This window comes from Brevundimonas lutea (genome assembly GCF_003704105.1).
In the GTDB taxonomy this organism is placed as follows: Bacteria; Pseudomonadota; Alphaproteobacteria; order Caulobacterales; family Caulobacteraceae; genus Brevundimonas; species Brevundimonas lutea.
In genome coordinates, this window is sequence record NZ_QUOQ01000003.1 from 252,635 (window position 1) to 269,809 (window position 17,175).

The window sequence follows — 17,175 nt, forward strand, 5'->3', positions numbered from 1 at the left end:
CGCACGTTGATCCCCCATTCGCTGGGGCGTTCCTCCCGATCCGCCGAGCCTTGCGCAAAGCCAGCGCCGAGTTACGCCCCACCCTCCAAAACCGTGAGACAATGCATCCCGCCCTTCGGTACCCAGCTGCACCCATTCGCGCCGTCCAGACTCACCATTGGACTCTCCCCGACTGCCCGACCGATGATTTCCCTTGTCAGATCAACGCCCCGACCATCCGATGTTGGACTCCTGGACTCAAAAACGTTCGGCCCGCTCCCCTCTCCCTCCCCCTCAGGGGGAGGGTGGTCGGCGAACGCCGACCGGGTGGGGGCGCCCCGGCCCCTTGGACTCTTGGACTCAAAATAGCTCGCACCACCGCGCCGCCCCACACTTGGACTCTCGGACTCCTTTTCCCCTCACCGCCCGCCCGACCTTGCCCCTCGCCCGCTTTTCCCCTATACGCCCCGCCTTTCCGGGCTTCGGTCCCGGTGCGGAACTCCAAAGGACGCGGGAAGTCATCCCCGTCGCCGCATTGGGAGCCATCGTCTGGGGACTTTAACCCGGTCCCTCGGCGCCGAACCCATCACAAGGGAATGACGCATGGCTCTCTATGAGCACACGGTCATGTCGCGCCAGGATATCAGCGCGCAACAGGCCGAAGCGCTGAACGACACCATCAAGGGCTTGATCGAGGAAGCCGGCGGCTCCGTCGCCAAGATCGAGTACTGGGGTCTGCGCAACCTCACCTATCGGGTGAAGAAGAACCGCAAGGCGCACTATTCGCTGCTCGCCGTCGACGCGCCCCCGGCCGCCATGGCCGAGGTCGAGCGTCAGCTGTCGATCAACGAGGACGTGCTGCGCTGGCTGACCGTCCGCGTCGAGGAGCTCGACCTGGAGCTGTCGCCGCTGCTGGCCCGCCGCGAGCGTGAACGCGAGCGTGAGCGTGAGCGCACCCCCGCGCGCTCCGACGACGCCCCCGCCGCCGAAGCCGCGAACTGAGGGATTAAGAGATGACCGACACGACCGCCAATTCGGGCGCTCCGACCCCCGGCGCTCCGGCCGGCTCCGGCCCCGCCCGCCGCCCGTTCCACCGTCGCCGCAAGGTGTGCCCCTTCTCCGGCGCCGACGCGCCGAAGATCGACTACAAGGACGTCAAGCTGCTGCAACGCTACATCTCCGAGCGTGGCAAGATCGTCCCGTCGCGCATCACCGCGGTGTCCCAGAAGAAGCAGCGCGAACTGGCCAAGGCCATCAAGCGCGCCCGCTATCTCGCCCTCCTGCCGTATGTGGTGAAGTGATATGAAGGTCGTTCTGCTGGAACGCGTCGATAATCTCGGCGCCATCGGCGACGTCGTCACTGTCAAGGACGGCTTCGCCCGCAACTTCCTGCTGCCGCGCGACAAGGCTCGTCGCGCCACCAGCGCCAATCTGAAGGCCTTCGAAGTCGAACGCGCCGCCATCGAGCAGCGCAACGAGAAGAACAAGGCCGACGCCCAGAAGGTCGCCGACAAGATCGACGGCCAGACCTACGTCATGATCCGTCAGGCCGGCGAAACCGGCCAGCTGTACGGTTCGGTCGCCGGTCGCGACGTCGCCGAGGCCGTCCAGGCCGAAGGCGGCAAGATCGAGCGTTCGCAGGTCGTGCTCAACACGCCGATCAAGACCCTGGGGGTCCACGAGGTGCTGGTTCGCCTGCACGCCGAGGTCTCCGCCACGGTCAAGATGAACGTGGCCCGCTCGGCCGACGAGGCCGAACGCCAGGCCAAGGGCGAGGACGTCATCAAGGCGGCCTACGACGAGGACCGCGAAGCGGCCGCCGAACAGGCCGCCGACATGGTCGCCGGCGGCGCCGGCCAACAGGACGGGCTCGGAACCGAGGCCTGATCGCCCCGAGGCTGAAGCTGTCCAGATGATCAGGGCGCGCTCCTTCGGGGGCGCGCCCTTTTCAGTTTCGCGGGAGCGTGCTCATCTCGCCGGTATCGGAGGGACCATGCCCAGATCGCTCATGCTCGCCCTGGCTGTCCTTGCCGCCCTGACCGCCGGTCCGGCCGCGGCCCAGACCATGCCGCTGAACGAGTTCATCGCCACCGCCGACCGCATCCCCAGGAACCCCACCGCCCTGCTGCGCGCCGACTTCCGCCGTCTGCGCCGGGAGTTCGAGGGCGGGCTCGGCACCGTTGCTCGGGCCCAGGGCGAGGCCCGGGAGGCCGGTCGAACCCCCGTCACCTGCATCCCCTCCGAGATCAAGCTCGATCCCGAAGCGCTGCTGACCCGGCTGAAGGCCATTCCAGAGCCGCGCCGGCGCACCATGACCATCACCGACGGCATCCGCGAGATCATGCGGCGCCAGTATCCCTGCCCGGCGGCCTGACGATGTTCCGGCGAGCCATCCCGGTTCTCGCCGCCAGCCTCATCGGCCTCGCACTCGCCTCCCCGACCCTCGCCCAGTCGATGACGGTGGCGACCTTCCTCCAGACCGCCGAACCCATCCCGCGTAATCCGACGTCCCTGGCCCGGGCCGACACGCGCCGCCTGATCCGCGAGGTGACCCGCTCGGTCGAACGCCTCAAGGCCGACCAGGCGGAGGCCCAGCGCATCGGCGCGCGGCCCGCCCACTGCATCCCCGCCTCCGGCACCGGCATCAAGCCCGAGACCCTGCTGGCCCGCTTCGAAGCCATCCCGGCCGGCCGGCGCCACATCACCGTGCTGCAGGCCCTGCGCGACTGGATGGCCGAGCGTCACCCCTGCCCGCCGGCGCCCCGCGACTGAACGGATTGGGCTTTTCCGCGCCGTCCACGGCGACCCACAGAACCATCCCCGTTCATCTTCGCCAGCGGCGGGAATCCGACCGCTTTTGGCGCGGGCCGACGTTATGCGTGTCGACTTCATGAACGCCTTCGCCCCCATCCCCTTCGCCCCGTCTTCCGACACGCCCGCCGTGTCGGCCATGCCGCACAATCTGGATGCCGAGCAGGCGCTGCTGGGCGCCCTGATGTTCGACAACGGGGTGTTCGAGCGGCTCAGCGACCGCCTGCGCGGCAGTCACTTCTTCGAGCCCTTCCACCAGCGGCTGTTCGAAGCGATCGAGGACTATATCCGCCAGGGCATGCTGGCCGAGCCGACCATCCTGATGGAGCGGTTCCGCCAGGACCCGGCCTTCGAGGAGTTCGGCGGCCTGCGTTACCTGGCCGACCTGGTCGACCGGGCCCCGCCCGGCGCCAACGCCCCCGACTACGCCCAGCTGGTCTATGACCTGGCCCTGCGCCGCGACCTGATCCGCATCGGCGGCGACATCGCCCGCGAGGCGCCCGACCCAGCCACGCCGGCCATGGACCAGATCGAACAGGCCGAGCAATCGCTGTACAACCTCGCCGAAACGGGCAAGCCGTCGTCCGGCTTTGTTAGCTTTTCCACCGCCCTGGCCGGCGCGGTTCAGATGGCGGGCGAGGCCTATCAGCGCGACGGAGGCTTGGCCGGCCTGGCCACCAATCTCGACGACCTGGATCAGAAGCTGGGCGGCCTCTACCCCTCCGACCTGCTGATCCTCGCCGGCCGTCCCTCGATGGGCAAGACGGCGCTGGCCACCAACATCGCCTTCAACGTGGCCCGCAATTACCGCTGGGAGCCGTCGCCTGAGGGCAGGAAGACCGTGTCGGGCGGGGTGGTCGCCTTCTTCTCCCTGGAAATGAGCGCCGAACAGCTGGCCATGCGCATCCTGGCCGACGCCTCGGGGGTGTCATCCGACCGGCTGCGCAAGGGCGAGATCGACGCCTCGGACTTCGGCCGCGTCCGCGACGCCGCCATCGAGATCGGCGAGAGCCCGCTGTACATCGACTCGACCGGCGGCCTGGCCATGTCCAAGCTGGCGGCCCGGGCCCGGCGTCTGAAGCGGATGGAGCAGGGCCTCGATCTGATCATCGTCGACTACCTGCAGCTGATCACCACCGGCGACATGAACGGGCAGAAGAACCGGGTGCAGGAGGTCTCCGAGATCACCGGCGGCCTAAAGGCCCTGGCCAAGGAGCTGAACGTTCCGATCATCGCCCTCAGCCAGCTCAGCCGTCAGGTCGAAAACCGCGAGGACAAGCGGCCCCAGCTGTCCGACCTGCGCGAATCCGGCTCGATCGAGCAGGACGCCGACTGCGTCATGTTCGTGTACCGCGAGAGCTATTACCTCGGCCGTGCCGAACCCCGAGAGGGCACCGAGGAGCACCTCAAGTGGCAGGAGGACATGGACCGCCTGCGTCACCAAGCCGAGGTCGTCATCGGCAAGCAGCGCCACGGCCCCATCGGCATCGTCAAGCTCAGCTTCGACGAGGACACCACCCGCTTCGGCAACCTGGCCCGCGACGGACGCTTCAACCAGGGCTACGACTGACGGCGGTCAGCCTTCCGTGATCGGCGGCGGAGCGACGACGGTGCGCGGGCCGCGGCGTTCCTCCACCTCCCCCGCAGCTTCCTCGGCCATCAACCGGCGGAGTTCGGCCTGAATCTCCTGGCGACGCTCGGCGTCGAACACCCGCACCCTGGCGCCATCCAGACCAGGCGAAGCCGTCAGCCCGGTCTCGGTCGCGAAGATGTAGTGGGCGTTGTACAGGCCGGTGACCGGTCGTTCCTCGATCATCCGCAGCCCCTCGATGCGCACCGCGCAGGTCTCCAGATTGGGGATATCGCGGACCACGGCCTGAACACGCGGCTCGCCGTCCACGACCTCCAGCACCCGCCAGCAGACATTGGCGGCAGGCTCGGCGGCTTCAGGCTGGGCGGCTTCAGGCTGTGCGGAACAGGCTCCGGCAGCCAGGATCGTCAGCGCCAGAATTCTCATCGTCGCCCTCCTCTATCGGTCGCGGCCAGCCTCCCATCCCCGCCCCACCGGAGCAAGGTCGGTCAGCGATGCCGCCAGCCGGCCTTGTCGATGGCCACCGCCGAGCCTTCGTGGGTGACGCCGACCCCCTGTCCGGCGGTAACGCGGCCAATGGCGGTGACCGGGATCAGAAGCCGTTCGGCCTCGCGACGCACCGCGTCCTCCGAACCGGGGCGGACGGTGAAGGCGATCTCGTAGTCGTCGCCGCCTGTAGCCAGTTCGACCAGGGCCGACATCGGGTCGACCCGTCCGCCCAGCCAGGCTGCTCCAGCGGCGGACAGGGGCAGCCGCTCCAGCGCGATCTCTATCCGGACACCGCTGGCCCGAGAGATATGCCCGAGATCGGCCACGAGGCCATCGGACACATCCAGCGAGGCGGTGGCGTGAGCGAGGATCAGAGGCGCGGCCTCGATCGGCGGTTCCGGCACACGGTAGCGGGTGATCAGCGTCGTCAGCCGGTCGCCTTCGAGCCCGACGCCGCCCCGCAGCGCCTTCAGCCCCAGTACGCCGTCGCCGATCTGGCCGGTGACCATGACGATGTCGCCGGGCCTGGCCCCCGCCCGCGACGGCACGCGGCCTTTCGGCGCCCATCCCATAAGCGTCATGGAGAAGCTTGCCGGCCCCGGCGTGGAGACGGTGTCCCCGCCCAAGAGCTTGATCCCATAGCGACCCTGATCAACCGCCAGCCCCTCGACGAAGGCCTCGCGGGCCGCCTGGCCGCAGGTTTCCGACCAGTGGCAGGCCAGCAGATAGCCGAACGGCTCGGCCCCCTTGGCGGCCAAATCGGAGATGTTCACCCGCACCAGCTTGCGCGCAATGGTGTCGAACGGATCGTCGGGCAGGAAGTGGACGCCCTCGACGATGGCGTCCTTGGTCACGACCAGATCGAACCCCGGCCGGGTCGGCATAACGGCGACGTCATCGCCCAGGCCTCGCGCCCACTCCGGATGCGCCAGTCGGCGGAACAGGGCGATGGTGTCGAACTCGTCGACGGGCTCAGCGGCGCCCTCGGCCCCATCGGCGGGCACGCCGGTCAGCCCCGCGCGTCACGCGCCACGCCATCCAGGGCGGCGTTGACGAACTTGGCCTCGGCCGGGTCGAAGAAGGCCTTGGCCAGCTCGACATATTCGTCGATCACCACCTCGCGCGGCACGTCGGGCCGGTGCGCCAGCTCCCACGCCCCGCAGCGCAGCAGAGCCCGCAGGGTGGCGTCCAGCCGCTCTAGCCGCCAGTTCGAGGCCAGACGCGCCGTGATCTTCCCATCCAGATCGCGCTGATGCTCGACCACCCCGCGCAGCAGTTCGGCGAAGAACTCTTCGTCGGCCTGGGCCAGCATCTCGCCCTCGATGTCGCCGTCGAAGCGGTGGTTGGAGAATTCGGTGATGACCGTCTCCACCCCCTCCCCCGCCAGCTCCATCTGATACAGGGCCTGGACGGCGGCCAGGCGGGCGACGGTGCGGGCGCGGCGCTGGCGCGAATCCAACGCGGGCTCGTCGCGCTTGGCGGCCTCGGCCTCGTTCAGCAGCGCCATAACGGCGGAAAGATCATTGGCGGCCATCATTTACTCCCGTCGCCCAAGCCTTGGGACGCAAGCCCCATGCGCAGGCGACGCTTGGTGTCTATCAGGGCGATACAGGCGCGCGCCGCGTCCCCGCCCTTGTCCTTCTCATCGGCCCGGGCGCGGGCCCAGGCCTGATCCTCGGTCTCGACGGTCAGCACGCCATTGCCGATCGCCAGGCCCTTGAGGCCCAGTTGCATGATGCCGGCGGCCGACTGATCCGAGACCACCTCGAAATGATAGGTTTCGCCCCGGATCACCACCCCCAGCGCCACATAGCCGTCGTAACGCGGCGCGGTCGGCAGGCGGGCGGCGTCGTCGGCCATGGCGATGGCCGGCGGGATCTCCAGCGCCCCCGGCACCGTCACCACATCAACCTGCACGCCGGCCAGCAGCAGCGCCTCGCGCGCGCCTTCCAGCAGGGCGTCGGCCAGGGCGTCGTAATAGCGGGCCTCGACGATCAGAACGCGCGGCGGCTCCTTCACGAGACGGGCCTTCCATCCATGTCGCGCCAGCCGACAATGCGCAGGCCATAACCCTCGATCGCCGTCGGGTTGGGGCGACTGGCGCTCATCACGATCATGTCGCGAACCCCAAGATCCAGCAGGATCTGGGCGCCGACGCCGTAGGCCTTGAGCGACCGCTCCGGCGCGCCGGTCGCCTCGTCCGGGCCCGCCAGACGCTCTGCCAGGCCATGCAGGGCCGGGTCGCGCAGGAACACCACCACGCCGGGCTCGGGGTGCTGACTGATGGCTTTGAGGGCGCGCGGCACATAGTCCTGACGGTCCTCGACATGGCCCAGCAGGTCGGCGGCGAAATCGATCTGATGCATCCGCACCAGGGTCGGCTTGCCCGGCTCGATGCGGCCATGGACCAGGGCGACGTGCTCGGCGCCCTCGATGGTGTTCCGGTACAGCATCAGGCGGAACGGCCCGCCGTGCACGCTCTCGAATGGCGTGTCCATGACCCGCTCGACAAAGCGCTCGGTGCGACGGCGGTAGGCGATCAGGTCGGCGATGGTGCCGATCTTCAGCCCGTGCAGCTGAGCGAAGGCGACCAGGTCGGGCATTCGCGCCATGGAACCGTCGTCGTTCATGATCTCGCAGATCACGCCCGCCGGGGTCAGGCCGGCCATGCGGCTGATATCCACGGCCGCCTCGGTGTGACCGGTGCGGACCAGGACGCCGCCGTCGCGCGCGACCAGCGGGAAGACATGGCCTGGCGAGACGATGTCGTCGGCCCCCTTCGTCGGGTCGGACGCAACCTGAATGGTGCGCGCCCGGTCGGCGGCGCTGATGCCGGTTGTCACCCCCTCCTTCGCCTCGATCGAGACGGTGAAGGCCGTGCCCATGCTGGTCCGGTTCTCGGCGGCCATGGGCGGCAGGCGAAGCTGGCGCGCCCGGTCGGCGGTGATGGCCAGACAGATCAGGCCGCGCGCGTGCTTGGCCATGAAGTTGATCTGGTCCGGCGTGGCGAACTGGGCCGGGATGATGACGTCGCCCTCATTCTCCCGGTCCTCGGCGTCGACCAGGATATAGGGCCGCCCGTTGCGGGCGTCCTCCAGGATGTCCTCGATCGGGCTGATCGGACTGTCGTTCATGTTGGCGGCCAGCTGCATCACGCGGTCTCCTGCCATCTGGCGAGGTATCTGGCCAGCATGTCGATCTCCAGATTGACCGGATCGCCGGGCTGGAGCCGGCCGAGGGTGGTCGCCGTCCAGGTGTGGGGGATGATGTTGACGCCGAAGACCCGGCCCGACACCTCATTGACGGTCAGGGAGACGCCCTCGACCGTGATCGATCCCTTCGGCGCGATGAAACGATGCAGCGGCTCGGGCGCGGCGATGACCACGCGGTGCGAACCGCCCTCCGGCGTGACGCTGTCGACCACGCCCACGCCATCGACATGGCCCGAGACGATATGGCCGCCCATCTCGTCGCCCAGCCGCGCGGCGCGCTCCAGATTGACCGGATCGCCCTCACTCCATTGACCCAGGGTGGTCTTCGACAGGGTCTCGGCCGACACCTCGACCGCGAACCATCCGGGCTGGGTCTCGACCACGGTCAGACAGGCGCCGGCGTGGCTGATCGAGGCGCCAAGGTCGATCCCGGCCGTGTCCCAGCGGGTCTCGATCTCATAGCGCCGATCGCCGCCGGACTGGCTGATCGACCGCACCCGGCCGATATCGGTGACGATGCCGGTGAACATTCAGATCCTTTCGTAGCGTTCCCACAGGTCGTCACCCAGAGGCTCGACCGCAAGGCGCCGGAAGCGGGGGGCCTCCGCCAAGCCGGACAAGGCCAGCGCGGCGACGCAGGGCCGCCCCTCGCCGCCCAGCAGGATCGGCGCGCGGAACCACTCGATGCGGTCCACCAGCCCGGCGCGGAGGAAGGATGCCGCCACCTGACCGCCGCCCTCGATCAGCACCGACCCTACGCCCCGCCGGTCCAGCTCTCGGACCACGGCGTCCGGCGCGGGCCGGCCCTCCTCGGCGCGCAGGCGCACGACTTCGGCGGCGCCGACGGGCCTGGCCTCGGCTATCGTCAGGATCAAGGTGTTGGCCGTCGCGACCTTGGCCGTGGCTGGTGTGCGCAGGCTCGAGTCGAGGATCACCCGCAGCGGCTGCCGCGCCGTCTCCGCGCCGTGACGGACGGTCAGTTCGGGATCGTCGGCCAGCACCGTGCCGACACCGACCAGGATGGCGTCATTCAGCGCGCGGAGGCGATGTCCCTCGGCCCGGGCCGCTTCCCCCGTGATCCACTTGGACTCGCCGGCCGCCGTGGCGATGCGTCCATCCAGGGAGGTCGCCAGCTTCAGGGTGACGGTCGGCCGCATCAGCGATCGCCCGGGCGGTCCTCGTCGGAAAACCCCTCCTCGCCGAGGAACCGGGCGAAGTCGCCGGTCTTGCGGAAGTCCTTGTAGACCGAGGCGTAGCGGACATAGGCCACCTCATCGACGGACTTCAGCGCCTTCATGATGAAGTCGCCGACGGTCGAGGACGGAATTTCGGTTTCGCCGAGGCTCTCCAGCTGGCGGACAATACGGCTGACCAGGCGCTCGACCTGATCCGGCTGCACGGGGCGTTTCCTCAGGGCGATGCCCAGCGACCGCTCCAGCTTGTCACGATCGAAGGGCGTGCGGCGGCCGTTGCGCTTGAGGATGACCAGCTCACGCAGCTGCACCCGTTCGAAGGTCGTGAATCGTCCCTCGCACTGCGGACACGACCGACGACGACGGATGGCCGCGCCCTCGTCCGACGGCCGGCTGTCCTTCACCTGGGTGTCGGCATTACCGCAAAAAGGACATTTCATCCGTCACCTATGAATAGATCGGGAAGCGATGGGTGAGGTCGCGGACCTGGGCCGCCACGCCCGCCGCCACGGCCGGGTCGGCCTCGTCGCCGCCGTTCATTGAGGTGACCACATCGGCGATCCAGTGGCCGATCTGCTGGAACTCCGCCTCGCCGAAGCCCCGCGTGGTGCCGGCCGGCGTGCCCAGGCGGACCCCCGAGGTGACGGTGAAGGGCGCGGTGTCGAACGGCACGCCGTTCTTGTTGCAGGTCATCAGCGCCGTCTCGAGCTGGTGCTCGGTCGCCTTGCCGGTCACGCCCTTCGGCCGCAAGTCGACCAGCATCAGGTGGCTGTCGGTCCCCCCCGAAACGATGGCAAGCCCGCGCTCGACCAGCACGGCCGCCAGAGCCTGGGCGTTGGTCACAACCTGCTTCGCGTAAAGCTTGAACTCCGGCTTCAAAGCCTCTCCGAACGCGACGGCTTTCGCCGCGATGACGTGCTCCAGCGGGCCGCCCTGCAAGCCTGGGAAGACGGCGGAGTTGATCTTCTTGGCGATCTCGCCGTCGTTGGTCAGCACCATGCCGCCGCGCGGTCCGCGCAGGGTCTTGTGGGTGGTGGTGGTGACCACATGGGCGTGTGGCACGGGGTCGGGATAGACGCCGCCGGCGATGAGCCCCGCGTAGTGAGCCATGTCGACCATCAGCCAGGCCCCGACGCCATCGGCGATCTCCCGGAAGCGTTTGAAGTCGATGTGGCGCGAATAGGCGCTGGCCCCGGCCAGGATCAGCTTGGGCTTTTCCGTCTCCGCCATTTCCGCGACGTGATCATAATCAATGAGATGGTCGTCTTCCCTGACCTTGTAGGTCACCGGCCGGAACCACTTGCCGGACTGGTTGGCCGGGCTGCCGTGGGTCAGGTGGCCGCCCGCCGCCAGGTCCATGCCCAGGAAGGTGTCGCCGGGCGTTAGCAGGGCCTGGAACACCGCTTGGTTGGCCTGGGCGCCCGAGTGCGGCTGCACATTGGCGAACGCCGCGCCGAACAGCTGTTTCGCCCGTTCGCGCGCCAGATCCTCGGTGATGTCCACATATTCGCAGCCGCCGTAATACCGACGCCCGGGATAGCCCTCGGCATATTTGTTGGTCAGGACCGAGCCTTGCGCCTCCAGCACCGCGCGCGACACGATGTTCTCGGACGCGATCAGCTCGATCTGTTCCTGCTGGCGGCCCAGCTCACCCCGGATGCCCTTGAAGATGTCGGGATCGGCCTCCGACAGCGGGCGCGAGAAGAAATCGGCGTGGGTGAAGGCGGTCACTGGCAAGGTCCCCGAGACGCAAGATAGCGCGCATCTCTAGGCCCACAGGGGCTCCACCACAATATCTGGGGGGTCAGCGCCGATCCAGCGCCCGCTTCAGCTTGGCGACGGCGATCCGCTCCAGCCCATGCCACTCGGCCACCGGGCCAACGGCGGAGACCTCCACGCCGGTGGCGACGTGAACCGCCGAACATTTCAGATAGGCGCCGTTGCGCACGAACTCGACGATGACCTCGCCGAGGTCGTCCCCGGACATGGGATCAGGCCGCGCGGGGCATGCGGGCCACGTTGCAGTGGGCCCAGAGCTTGTCCATGGCCGTGACCAGGGCGTCCATCATGCCGTCGTCGTGGTCGGGCGACGGCGTGAAGCGCAGGCGCTCGGTACCCTTCGGAACGGTCGGATAGTTGATCGGCTGAACATAGATGCCGAACTCGTCCAGCAGCATGTCCGAGATCATCTTGCAGTGGACTGGATCGCCCACATGCACCGGCACGATGTGGCTGACGCTGGGCAGTACAGGAATACCAGCCTCGGCGAAGCGCGCCTTGAGCGCGGCGGCGCGCTCCTGGTGCCGGACGCGCAGGTCCGCGGCTGCCTTCAGATGGCGCACGGAGGCCAGGGCGCCGGCGGTCAGGGCGGGCGGCAGGCTGGTGGTGAAGATGAAGCCCGAGGCCCAGCTGCGCACGGCGTCGATGATCACAGCATCGGCGGCGATATACCCGCCCATGACGCCGATCGCCTTGCCAAGGGTGCATTCGATGATGTCGATCTGGTCCAGCACGCCGTCATGCTCGGCGACGCCCGCGCCGGTCTCGCCATACAGGCCGACCGCGTGGACCTCGTCCAGATAGGTCAGGGCCCCGTATCGCTTGGCCAGGGCGATGGTCCCGGCCAAGTCGGCGATATCGCCGTCCATGGAATAGACGCTCTCGAAGGCGATCAGCTTGGGCGCATCGGCCGGCGCGGCCCTCAGCAGCGCCTCAAGATGCTCGAGGTCGTTGTGGGCGAAGATGTGCCGCTCGCACCCACCGTTCCTGATGCCCGCGATCATCGAGGCATGGTTCAGGCTGTCGGAGAAGACGATCAGGCCCGGCAGGATGCGCTGAAGCGTCGTCAGCGTCGCCTCATTGGCCACATAGCCGGAGGTGAACAGCAGGGCGGCCTGTTTCCGATGCCAGGACGCCAGTTCGGCTTCCAGATCGACGGCCCAGCGGGTGGTGCCGGAGATGTTTCGTGTCCCGCCCGCACCGGCGCCGGCCTCGTCGATGGCGGCCTGCATGGCGTCCAGCACCACCGGATGCTGGCCCATGCCGAGATAGTCGTTCGAGCACCAGACCACCACGTCCTGCTCGGTCCCATCCGGGCGACGACGAACGGCGCACGGAAAGCGGCCGCGCACGCGTTTCAGGTCGGCGAAGACGCGATAGCGACCCTCGTCACGCACCCGGTCGACGGAGGACTGAAAGGCGGCCTTATAGTCAAACAAGACTATGCTTCTTCTCGGTTATGAGCAGTGGCGCTTATCTGCTCTTTGAAGGCCCGAAAGTCCACACTGGCGGCGGGACATTACGCCGCAAACGCCTAATCGATAACGGTTCTCAGCAAGCTCAGGCGGCGTTGGCGGCCTGTACGAGCCCCGCCCGATCCGGGGCCTGATCCAGCCGATCGAGCAGATAGCCCAGATCGTCGCGCGGCACCGTGCTGCGTTCTGACAGGAAGCGCTCCAGCATGCGCTGCTGGAACCGCTCCGGCGACGGATCGCCGCCCTCGGACTGAAGCGCCCGCCAGGTGTCCACGCCCGAGCGGAAGGCGGCATAGAGGCGCGGCGGCAGGCCGGCCCGGTCATAGATGGCCTTCAACCCCAGCGGCCCGCCATCATGAATCATCAGCCAGGCGCGCTGATGCGGCGTCCCGGCCAGCACCGCCATGGCGTGCTCGAAGAAGCTCATCTGCCCCCGCGCCACGGCGCGAAGCAGCAACGACCCATTGAGCACCTTGCGCGCATGCAGATTGGCGACGAAGGCGGCGATGTCGGGCTCGCGCCCAGCCTGATCGATCAGGTCGACCGTGGCCCGCTCGCGCGTCCCGACCGCCAGGCGGATGGCGGTTTCTGGCGCTATGGCGTGCTGGCTGATCAGGTGGTCGCGCACGGCGTCCGACGCCAGGGCGATCAGCTTTTCGGTGACCGCCAGCGGCAACACCTTGCGATAGGCCAGGGCTGTGACGACGGCGGGCGACTGGCCGAACCGGTCGATCGCCTTGCCCAGCGCGGCTTCCGACAGATCGGCGTTGTCGTTGGACGCCAGCACCCGCACTGCCGCCTCGACCCCATCGTCGGCGATGGCCTCGCCGACGTCGCGCGAGACGAAGGGGCGGCCGGCGATGGCGATCTGGCGCGCGCCCGATCCCCCGCGCACGATTTCGATCAGGTCGGCGTCGGTCAGCACCGGCGAGCCGGCCAGCACCGGCAGGGCGATGGAATCTACGTCCGCCGCCAGCTTGCGCGCCACCTCGCGCGGCAACAGGTCGGAGCTCTTCAGGGTCACAGCCAGCGCCCGGCGAACCAGCTCGGCGGCGTCGGCGGCGAGCACGCGCAGGATCTTCTGCGCAGCCTCGCGTTCCTCGTCGGTCAGGGTTTCGGCGTGGTCGGCCTTGTCGATGGCCCGGCACAGCTTGTGAGCGGCGGCGGCGCGATCGTCGTCATCGTCGGCCTTGATCAGGCGGCGGATGTCGCTCTCGCTGAGGCGGGCGCGGAAGGGCGTCATCGAACAGATCCCCGAAAGTCGTGGCCGACTATCCGCCCATCAACCTTAACGCGGCGTTTACCGTCTCAAGCCTGCCGCGATTCCGTCGGCGGGGCGAAGGCCTTCAGAAAACTGGACGCGCCGCCTCCCCCCAGAAGGCTTTCGGCCGGATCACCCTTGTCAAACAGCAGCGCGATCAGAGCCTGCTCGTGACGCAGCCGATCCATGCGCTCAGCAATGGCCATGTCCTTTTCGCTCATCGGCGGAAGCGCGGGCGCGGCCGGCGTGGCGGTCACGGCTCCACCCGAGGCCGTACGTTGAAGATTGGCATGGACCTCGGCCACCGTGGCGGGTCGACCGTCGCGATAGAAGATCGACCGATTGGCCGAAGCGGCGGCGGGGAAAAGGGCGGCGGCGGATGATCCCGGACGGCTGACCATGGCTTCCATCAGCTGGGCCGCGCCCGCCGGCCCGAGAAAATGCGCGGCATACAGGTCTCCGCCCCCCGGAACCCGGCCCGTCCGTCCCCGCAGATAGGCGGCGTTGGCCTGGGTCAGCTCGGCCGCCATCAGGCTGGCCGCCTGCGGATCGAAGCGCAGGTCCATGACCACGTTGCGAGCCGATCCGGCGACCCGCCAGCGGCCGTCAGTCCCCTGATGGATCAGGTCGGCGTATTGGCCGTAGCCGTGCTTGGCGCCCGACTTCTTCAACGTGGCCAGCCAGGTCTGTTCGATGAACTGGAACAGACCCGCCGCGCTCGACGTCGGAGCCTTGGCGCCGGGGTTTAACGCGCTCTCGCGGCGCGCGGTCTTCAGCAGAAAATCGAAATCGACCCCCGTGGCCTGGGCGGCCCGGCGGATGGCGTGCTCGACGCCGGCCGATGCGGGAATCGCATTGACGTTCATGCGCCAAGGGTCGTCAATCGTGGTTAAGCGAACCTTAACCCGCCGGATCCCGCGGCAACTTCCTGTTCACAGATCAGGCACAGCCCTCGACGTATTGGATGGAAGGACCCCCGGCGGCGACATGCTCGACATTGCCGTCGGTGCCGATGTGATAGCTGATGCCTCGGGCATTGGCGTCCTGAACGTAGTCCGCCCCGCCTCCGCGCGCCCAGACGGTGACGTACTCGGCCGGGGCCGGTGAATATTTGTGTGGGCTGGCCTGGGCGGCGTCGCCATAGGCCGCCTTGACCGCCGCCGCGCCGTCGCCGGGACCAAAGCCGCGATCGGTGTTCACTTCGGAGCCTGGGTCCAGCCAGATGCTGGTGAGGACGCCCTGTTCGACCATGACCATCATGTTCTCTGGCGCCCGCTCGGGTCGGAAGATGTCGCAGGACTCGGGATCGGGCCCGCCAACCGAGTCGGGATCGGCATCCGGACCCAGGGCCTGTTCGACCTCGGCCCGGGTCATGCCGATTCGCAGCGGCCCATAGCCTTCGGCCGTCAGCGCGCCATCCTGGACCGGCGCGGGCGTCTCGGCAGCCGGGGGCGGCGTTGCGGCGGGTTCCGCGGCGGGCGCGGCCGGCTCCTGGCCACAGGCGGCGAGCGGCAGGGCGGCGACGGCGATCAGCAGCAGGGAGCAGCGCATGGGAACCTCGAGAGCGAAAACGACCCCATCCCAACGCAAGAACGGCGCGCGGTGATCCCGCGCGCCGTTCTCAATCTCGGTTCACCCAAAAGGGAGAGCTCAGTCTTCCTTGGGCGTCAGGACCTGACGGCCGCGATAGGTGCCGGTCTTCAGGTCGATGTGGTGCGACCGGCGAAGCTCGCCGGTGTCCTTGTCCTCGACGTGCGGGTTCGAGCCGAGGGCGTCGTGGGCGCGACGCATGTTGCGGCGGGAGGGCGATACTTTGCGCTTCGGAACGGCCATATCCGTCTCAATCTCAAGGGTCGGGCGCCGGGCAAGGCGCGAAAACGATTGCGGCGGCCCGAACGGGGCCGCCACGTGAGCGCGGGCTTATGCCTGAACCCACGGGCGATTTCAAGGTGACGATTGCCGAACAACGTTCCACCACCTAGGCTGCCAATACAGCCCGTTGGGGAGGGTGACAAAATGGATTGGTTCTATCGCGTCATGGCCTTGGCGGCTTGGGCCGCAGCCGGGGCGCAGCCCGCTGTCGCTCAGTCATCCGCAGGGCTTCCCCCACCGGTGAGGGCTTATCAGCAAGAGCTCAACGGCGTTTGTGAAGCTCTGGGCGGGCGCGGCTCATTTGGAGATGACTTCATCAAGCGGGCCGATTTCGACGCGGACGGCCTGGAGGATTACCTGCTGGATACGGCATCGGTGAGTTGCCCGCCTGCGTCCGCCAGCGCGGGAACCTGCGGATCCGCCGGCTGCAGTGTCGCGATCTTCCTCTCATCACAGGATTATCGGGAAGTCTGGAGTTCCAACCTGCAGGACTTTCGCGTCGTGCAAGGCGCCCCGGCGGCGCGGCTTTCGGTCAGCGCGCACGGGTCCGCGTGTGGCCAGATCGGCGCAGAGGTGTGCGAGGCGGTGCTTGAGTGGGACGGCGTCACCTTTTCTCCTGCGCTTTCACCCTCCGCAGCCGACGCCTCGACAGGCGCCACGGAGATGTCGGCAGCGCCCGACTGGACGGCGGGGATGGATGGGGCGCGGATTGTCACGGCCCGCACAGCGCAAGGCCCCTCCCCCCTCAACGAGATCGCCGTCTCGTGCCACGATGGGCGGCCGATGCTGGCGATCCGCCCCACCGGTCGCCTGGGCGCTTCCGTCGCCTTGGAAATCGGGGCCGATGGGCGAACAGCCCGGATGCCCTTGACGCTCGACGCCCGGACCGGGGTCTATTTCGCGCTCCCGGCGTCACCGCCCGCCCTGATGCTTCTGGCGGGAGGGGCCTCGGAAGCCGACGTGTCTCTAAACGGGCGCGCGATCGGGGCGATCCCCTTGATGGGGGCGCCGACGGCGCTGGCGGAAGCGCTGTCGCCCTGCTGGAGAGGTCAGGATCTGTCGGCGGGCGCGGCGCGGCAGGAAGTCGCGCGGATGCCGCCGCCGGCCCCCGGCGCCATCGACGCCGAGCTGTCGTTCCCGCCCATTCCCGAGGGCTTCTACGCGGTCAACGTCACATGCGCCGCCGCGGCCGGTAATACTGACTGGATGAACTACATGTATCTGACCCGGCATGTCCGGCGAGAGTGGGATGGCGACACGCCACTCGCAGGCGCCGATGATCTGGGCGGCGGTCGTTGGGCCCTGCGCCGGTATCACGGTGGTTCCGTCATGGAGATCCTGCTCACCGGGCCCGCCAGTTTCCAAGAAACCTTCACCCTGGACGACGGGTGGGGCGGCAGCGAGGAAACGACGATCCGGTTCGTCCACTGTCCTGCCGAATCGGTGCCGGCCGAGGTCCGTCGCGACTGGACCGGGCCGGTGGATTACGAGCCCTATCGCGGCAACGGCTGAG

General features: G+C 68.3%; 22 protein-coding genes. 7 read left to right on the top strand and 15 right to left on the bottom strand.

Annotated features, from left to right (window positions below; translation table 11 throughout):
* The first annotated feature begins 582 nt into the window (after positions 1–582).
* From rpsF to EES48_RS05215, 6 genes are all read left to right on the top strand, one after another.
* Entirely contained in the window at positions 583–981 is a 399-nt protein-coding gene (rpsF, locus tag EES48_RS05190) for a 30S ribosomal protein S6 (protein ID WP_122465325.1), read from the top strand.
* An 11-nt stretch (positions 982–992) separates the two neighbouring features.
* Positions 993–1,280, top strand: coding sequence for a 30S ribosomal protein S18 (rpsR, locus tag EES48_RS05195; RefSeq protein WP_122465326.1), 288 nt, complete (start codon positions 993–995; stop codon positions 1,278–1,280).
* Between the two features lies 1 nt (position 1,281).
* Positions 1,282–1,866 (top strand): 50S ribosomal protein L9, encoded by a 585-nt coding sequence (gene rplI / locus EES48_RS05200; protein ID WP_122465327.1) that lies wholly within the window; start codon positions 1,282–1,284, stop codon positions 1,864–1,866.
* 106 nt (positions 1,867–1,972) lie between these two features.
* Positions 1,973–2,353 (top strand): hypothetical protein, encoded by a 381-nt coding sequence (locus tag EES48_RS05205; RefSeq protein WP_162998030.1) that lies wholly within the window; start codon positions 1,973–1,975, stop codon positions 2,351–2,353.
* A gap of 2 nt (positions 2,354–2,355) precedes the next feature.
* Complete coding sequence (locus EES48_RS05210) at positions 2,356–2,751, top strand: hypothetical protein (RefSeq protein ID WP_122465329.1); 396 nt, start codon at positions 2,356–2,358, stop codon at positions 2,749–2,751.
* Positions 2,752–2,869: 118 nt separating this feature from the next.
* A complete protein-coding gene (locus EES48_RS05215) occupies positions 2,870–4,360 on the top strand; it encodes a replicative DNA helicase (protein WP_122465702.1) in 1,491 nt (496 codons plus the stop codon).
* A 6-nt stretch (positions 4,361–4,366) separates the two neighbouring features.
* Here EES48_RS05215 and EES48_RS05220 read toward each other — a convergent pair whose 3' ends face one another.
* The 15 genes from EES48_RS05220 to rpmF form a co-directional block, all read right to left on the bottom strand.
* Entirely contained in the window at positions 4,367–4,807 is a 441-nt protein-coding gene (locus EES48_RS05220; protein WP_122465330.1) for a hypothetical protein, read from the bottom strand.
* A 62-nt stretch (positions 4,808–4,869) separates the two neighbouring features.
* The gene (thiL, locus tag EES48_RS05225) at positions 4,870–5,874 is read right to left on the bottom strand and encodes a thiamine-phosphate kinase (RefSeq protein WP_122465331.1); all 1,005 of its coding nucleotides are present in this window, start codon (positions 5,872–5,874) and stop codon (positions 4,870–4,872) included.
* Between the two features lie 5 nt (positions 5,875–5,879).
* Positions 5,880–6,407: a transcription antitermination factor NusB gene (gene nusB, locus EES48_RS05230; protein WP_122465332.1), complete on the bottom strand. Its 528-nt coding sequence runs from the start codon at positions 6,405–6,407 to the stop codon at positions 5,880–5,882.
* Positions 6,404–6,889 (bottom strand): 6,7-dimethyl-8-ribityllumazine synthase, encoded by a 486-nt coding sequence (gene ribH, locus EES48_RS05235; RefSeq protein ID WP_122465333.1) that lies wholly within the window; start codon positions 6,887–6,889, stop codon positions 6,404–6,406. Before ribH ends, nusB begins: the two co-directional genes overlap by 4 nt.
* Positions 6,886–8,022 (bottom strand): 3,4-dihydroxy-2-butanone-4-phosphate synthase, encoded by a 1,137-nt coding sequence (gene ribB, locus EES48_RS05240; RefSeq protein ID WP_205679362.1) that lies wholly within the window; start codon positions 8,020–8,022, stop codon positions 6,886–6,888. Before ribB ends, ribH begins: the two co-directional genes overlap by 4 nt.
* On the bottom strand, positions 8,022–8,612 hold the full coding sequence (locus EES48_RS05245) for a riboflavin synthase (protein WP_122465334.1): 591 nt from the start codon (positions 8,610–8,612) through the stop codon (positions 8,022–8,024). The genes ribB and EES48_RS05245 overlap by 1 nt, the downstream gene beginning before the upstream one ends.
* Complete coding sequence (locus EES48_RS05250; RefSeq protein ID WP_122465335.1) at positions 8,613–9,239, bottom strand: RibD family protein; 627 nt, start codon at positions 9,237–9,239, stop codon at positions 8,613–8,615.
* Positions 9,239–9,715, bottom strand: a complete 477-nt coding sequence (gene nrdR / locus EES48_RS05255) for a transcriptional regulator NrdR (protein ID WP_122465336.1) — start codon at positions 9,713–9,715, stop codon at positions 9,239–9,241. The genes EES48_RS05250 and nrdR overlap by 1 nt, the downstream gene beginning before the upstream one ends.
* 7 nt (positions 9,716–9,722) lie before the next feature.
* Positions 9,723–11,006, bottom strand: coding sequence for a serine hydroxymethyltransferase (gene glyA, locus EES48_RS05260; RefSeq protein WP_122465337.1), 1,284 nt, complete (start codon positions 11,004–11,006; stop codon positions 9,723–9,725).
* A gap of 73 nt (positions 11,007–11,079) precedes the next feature.
* Entirely contained in the window at positions 11,080–11,262 is a 183-nt protein-coding gene (locus EES48_RS05265) for a DUF6898 family protein (RefSeq protein WP_122465338.1), read from the bottom strand.
* Positions 11,263–11,266: 4 nt separating this feature from the next.
* Positions 11,267–12,493, bottom strand: coding sequence for a 5-aminolevulinate synthase (gene hemA, locus EES48_RS05270; protein ID WP_122465339.1), 1,227 nt, complete (start codon positions 12,491–12,493; stop codon positions 11,267–11,269).
* A gap of 121 nt (positions 12,494–12,614) precedes the next feature.
* Complete coding sequence (gene spbR / locus EES48_RS05275; RefSeq protein ID WP_122465340.1) at positions 12,615–13,772, bottom strand: SpbR family protein; 1,158 nt, start codon at positions 13,770–13,772, stop codon at positions 12,615–12,617.
* 65 nt (positions 13,773–13,837) lie between these two features.
* A complete protein-coding gene (locus EES48_RS05280; RefSeq protein WP_122465341.1) occupies positions 13,838–14,656 on the bottom strand; it encodes a transglycosylase SLT domain-containing protein in 819 nt (272 codons plus the stop codon).
* A 73-nt stretch (positions 14,657–14,729) separates the two neighbouring features.
* Entirely contained in the window at positions 14,730–15,341 is a 612-nt protein-coding gene (locus EES48_RS05285) for a hypothetical protein (RefSeq protein WP_122465342.1), read from the bottom strand.
* Positions 15,342–15,440: 99 nt separating this feature from the next.
* Positions 15,441–15,623: a 50S ribosomal protein L32 gene (gene rpmF, locus EES48_RS05290; protein WP_122465343.1), complete on the bottom strand. Its 183-nt coding sequence runs from the start codon at positions 15,621–15,623 to the stop codon at positions 15,441–15,443.
* A gap of 204 nt (positions 15,624–15,827) precedes the next feature.
* On the opposite strand from rpmF, the gene EES48_RS14780 reads away from it, so the two are divergent.
* Positions 15,828–17,174: a hypothetical protein gene (locus EES48_RS14780; protein WP_205679364.1), complete on the top strand. Its 1,347-nt coding sequence runs from the start codon at positions 15,828–15,830 to the stop codon at positions 17,172–17,174.
* Position 17,175: the final 1 nt, after the last annotated feature.

Bases quoted from the DNA above. Each gene is read 5' to 3' on its own strand.
- rpsF (WP_122465325.1), top strand. From the start codon at position 583: ATGGCTCTCTATGAGCACACGGTCATGTCGCGCCAGGATATCAGCGCG.
- rpsR (WP_122465326.1), top strand. From the start codon at position 993: ATGACCGACACGACCGCCAATTCGGGCGCTCCGACCCCCGGCGCTCCG.
- rplI (WP_122465327.1), top strand. From the start codon at position 1,282: ATGAAGGTCGTTCTGCTGGAACGCGTCGATAATCTCGGCGCCATCGGC.
- EES48_RS05205 (WP_162998030.1), top strand. From the start codon at position 1,973: ATGCCCAGATCGCTCATGCTCGCCCTGGCTGTCCTTGCCGCCCTGACC.
- EES48_RS05210 (WP_122465329.1), top strand. From the start codon at position 2,356: ATGTTCCGGCGAGCCATCCCGGTTCTCGCCGCCAGCCTCATCGGCCTC.
- EES48_RS05215 (WP_122465702.1), top strand. From the start codon at position 2,870: ATGAACGCCTTCGCCCCCATCCCCTTCGCCCCGTCTTCCGACACGCCC.
- EES48_RS05220 (WP_122465330.1), bottom strand. From the start codon at position 4,807: ATGAGAATTCTGGCGCTGACGATCCTGGCTGCCGGAGCCTGTTCCGCA.
- nusB (WP_122465332.1), bottom strand. From the start codon at position 6,407: ATGATGGCCGCCAATGATCTTTCCGCCGTTATGGCGCTGCTGAACGAG.
- ribB (WP_205679362.1), bottom strand. From the start codon at position 8,022: ATGCAGCTGGCCGCCAACATGAACGACAGTCCGATCAGCCCGATCGAG.
- EES48_RS05245 (WP_122465334.1), bottom strand. From the start codon at position 8,612: ATGTTCACCGGCATCGTCACCGATATCGGCCGGGTGCGGTCGATCAGC.
- EES48_RS05250 (WP_122465335.1), bottom strand. From the start codon at position 9,239: ATGCGGCCGACCGTCACCCTGAAGCTGGCGACCTCCCTGGATGGACGC.
- nrdR (WP_122465336.1), bottom strand. From the start codon at position 9,715: ATGAAATGTCCTTTTTGCGGTAATGCCGACACCCAGGTGAAGGACAGC.
- EES48_RS05265 (WP_122465338.1), bottom strand. From the start codon at position 11,262: ATGTCCGGGGACGACCTCGGCGAGGTCATCGTCGAGTTCGTGCGCAAC.
- spbR (WP_122465340.1), bottom strand. From the start codon at position 13,772: ATGACGCCCTTCCGCGCCCGCCTCAGCGAGAGCGACATCCGCCGCCTG.
- EES48_RS05280 (WP_122465341.1), bottom strand. From the start codon at position 14,656: ATGAACGTCAATGCGATTCCCGCATCGGCCGGCGTCGAGCACGCCATC.
- EES48_RS05285 (WP_122465342.1), bottom strand. From the start codon at position 15,341: ATGCGCTGCTCCCTGCTGCTGATCGCCGTCGCCGCCCTGCCGCTCGCC.
- rpmF (WP_122465343.1), bottom strand. From the start codon at position 15,623: ATGGCCGTTCCGAAGCGCAAAGTATCGCCCTCCCGCCGCAACATGCGT.
- EES48_RS14780 (WP_205679364.1), top strand. From the start codon at position 15,828: ATGGCCTTGGCGGCTTGGGCCGCAGCCGGGGCGCAGCCCGCTGTCGCT.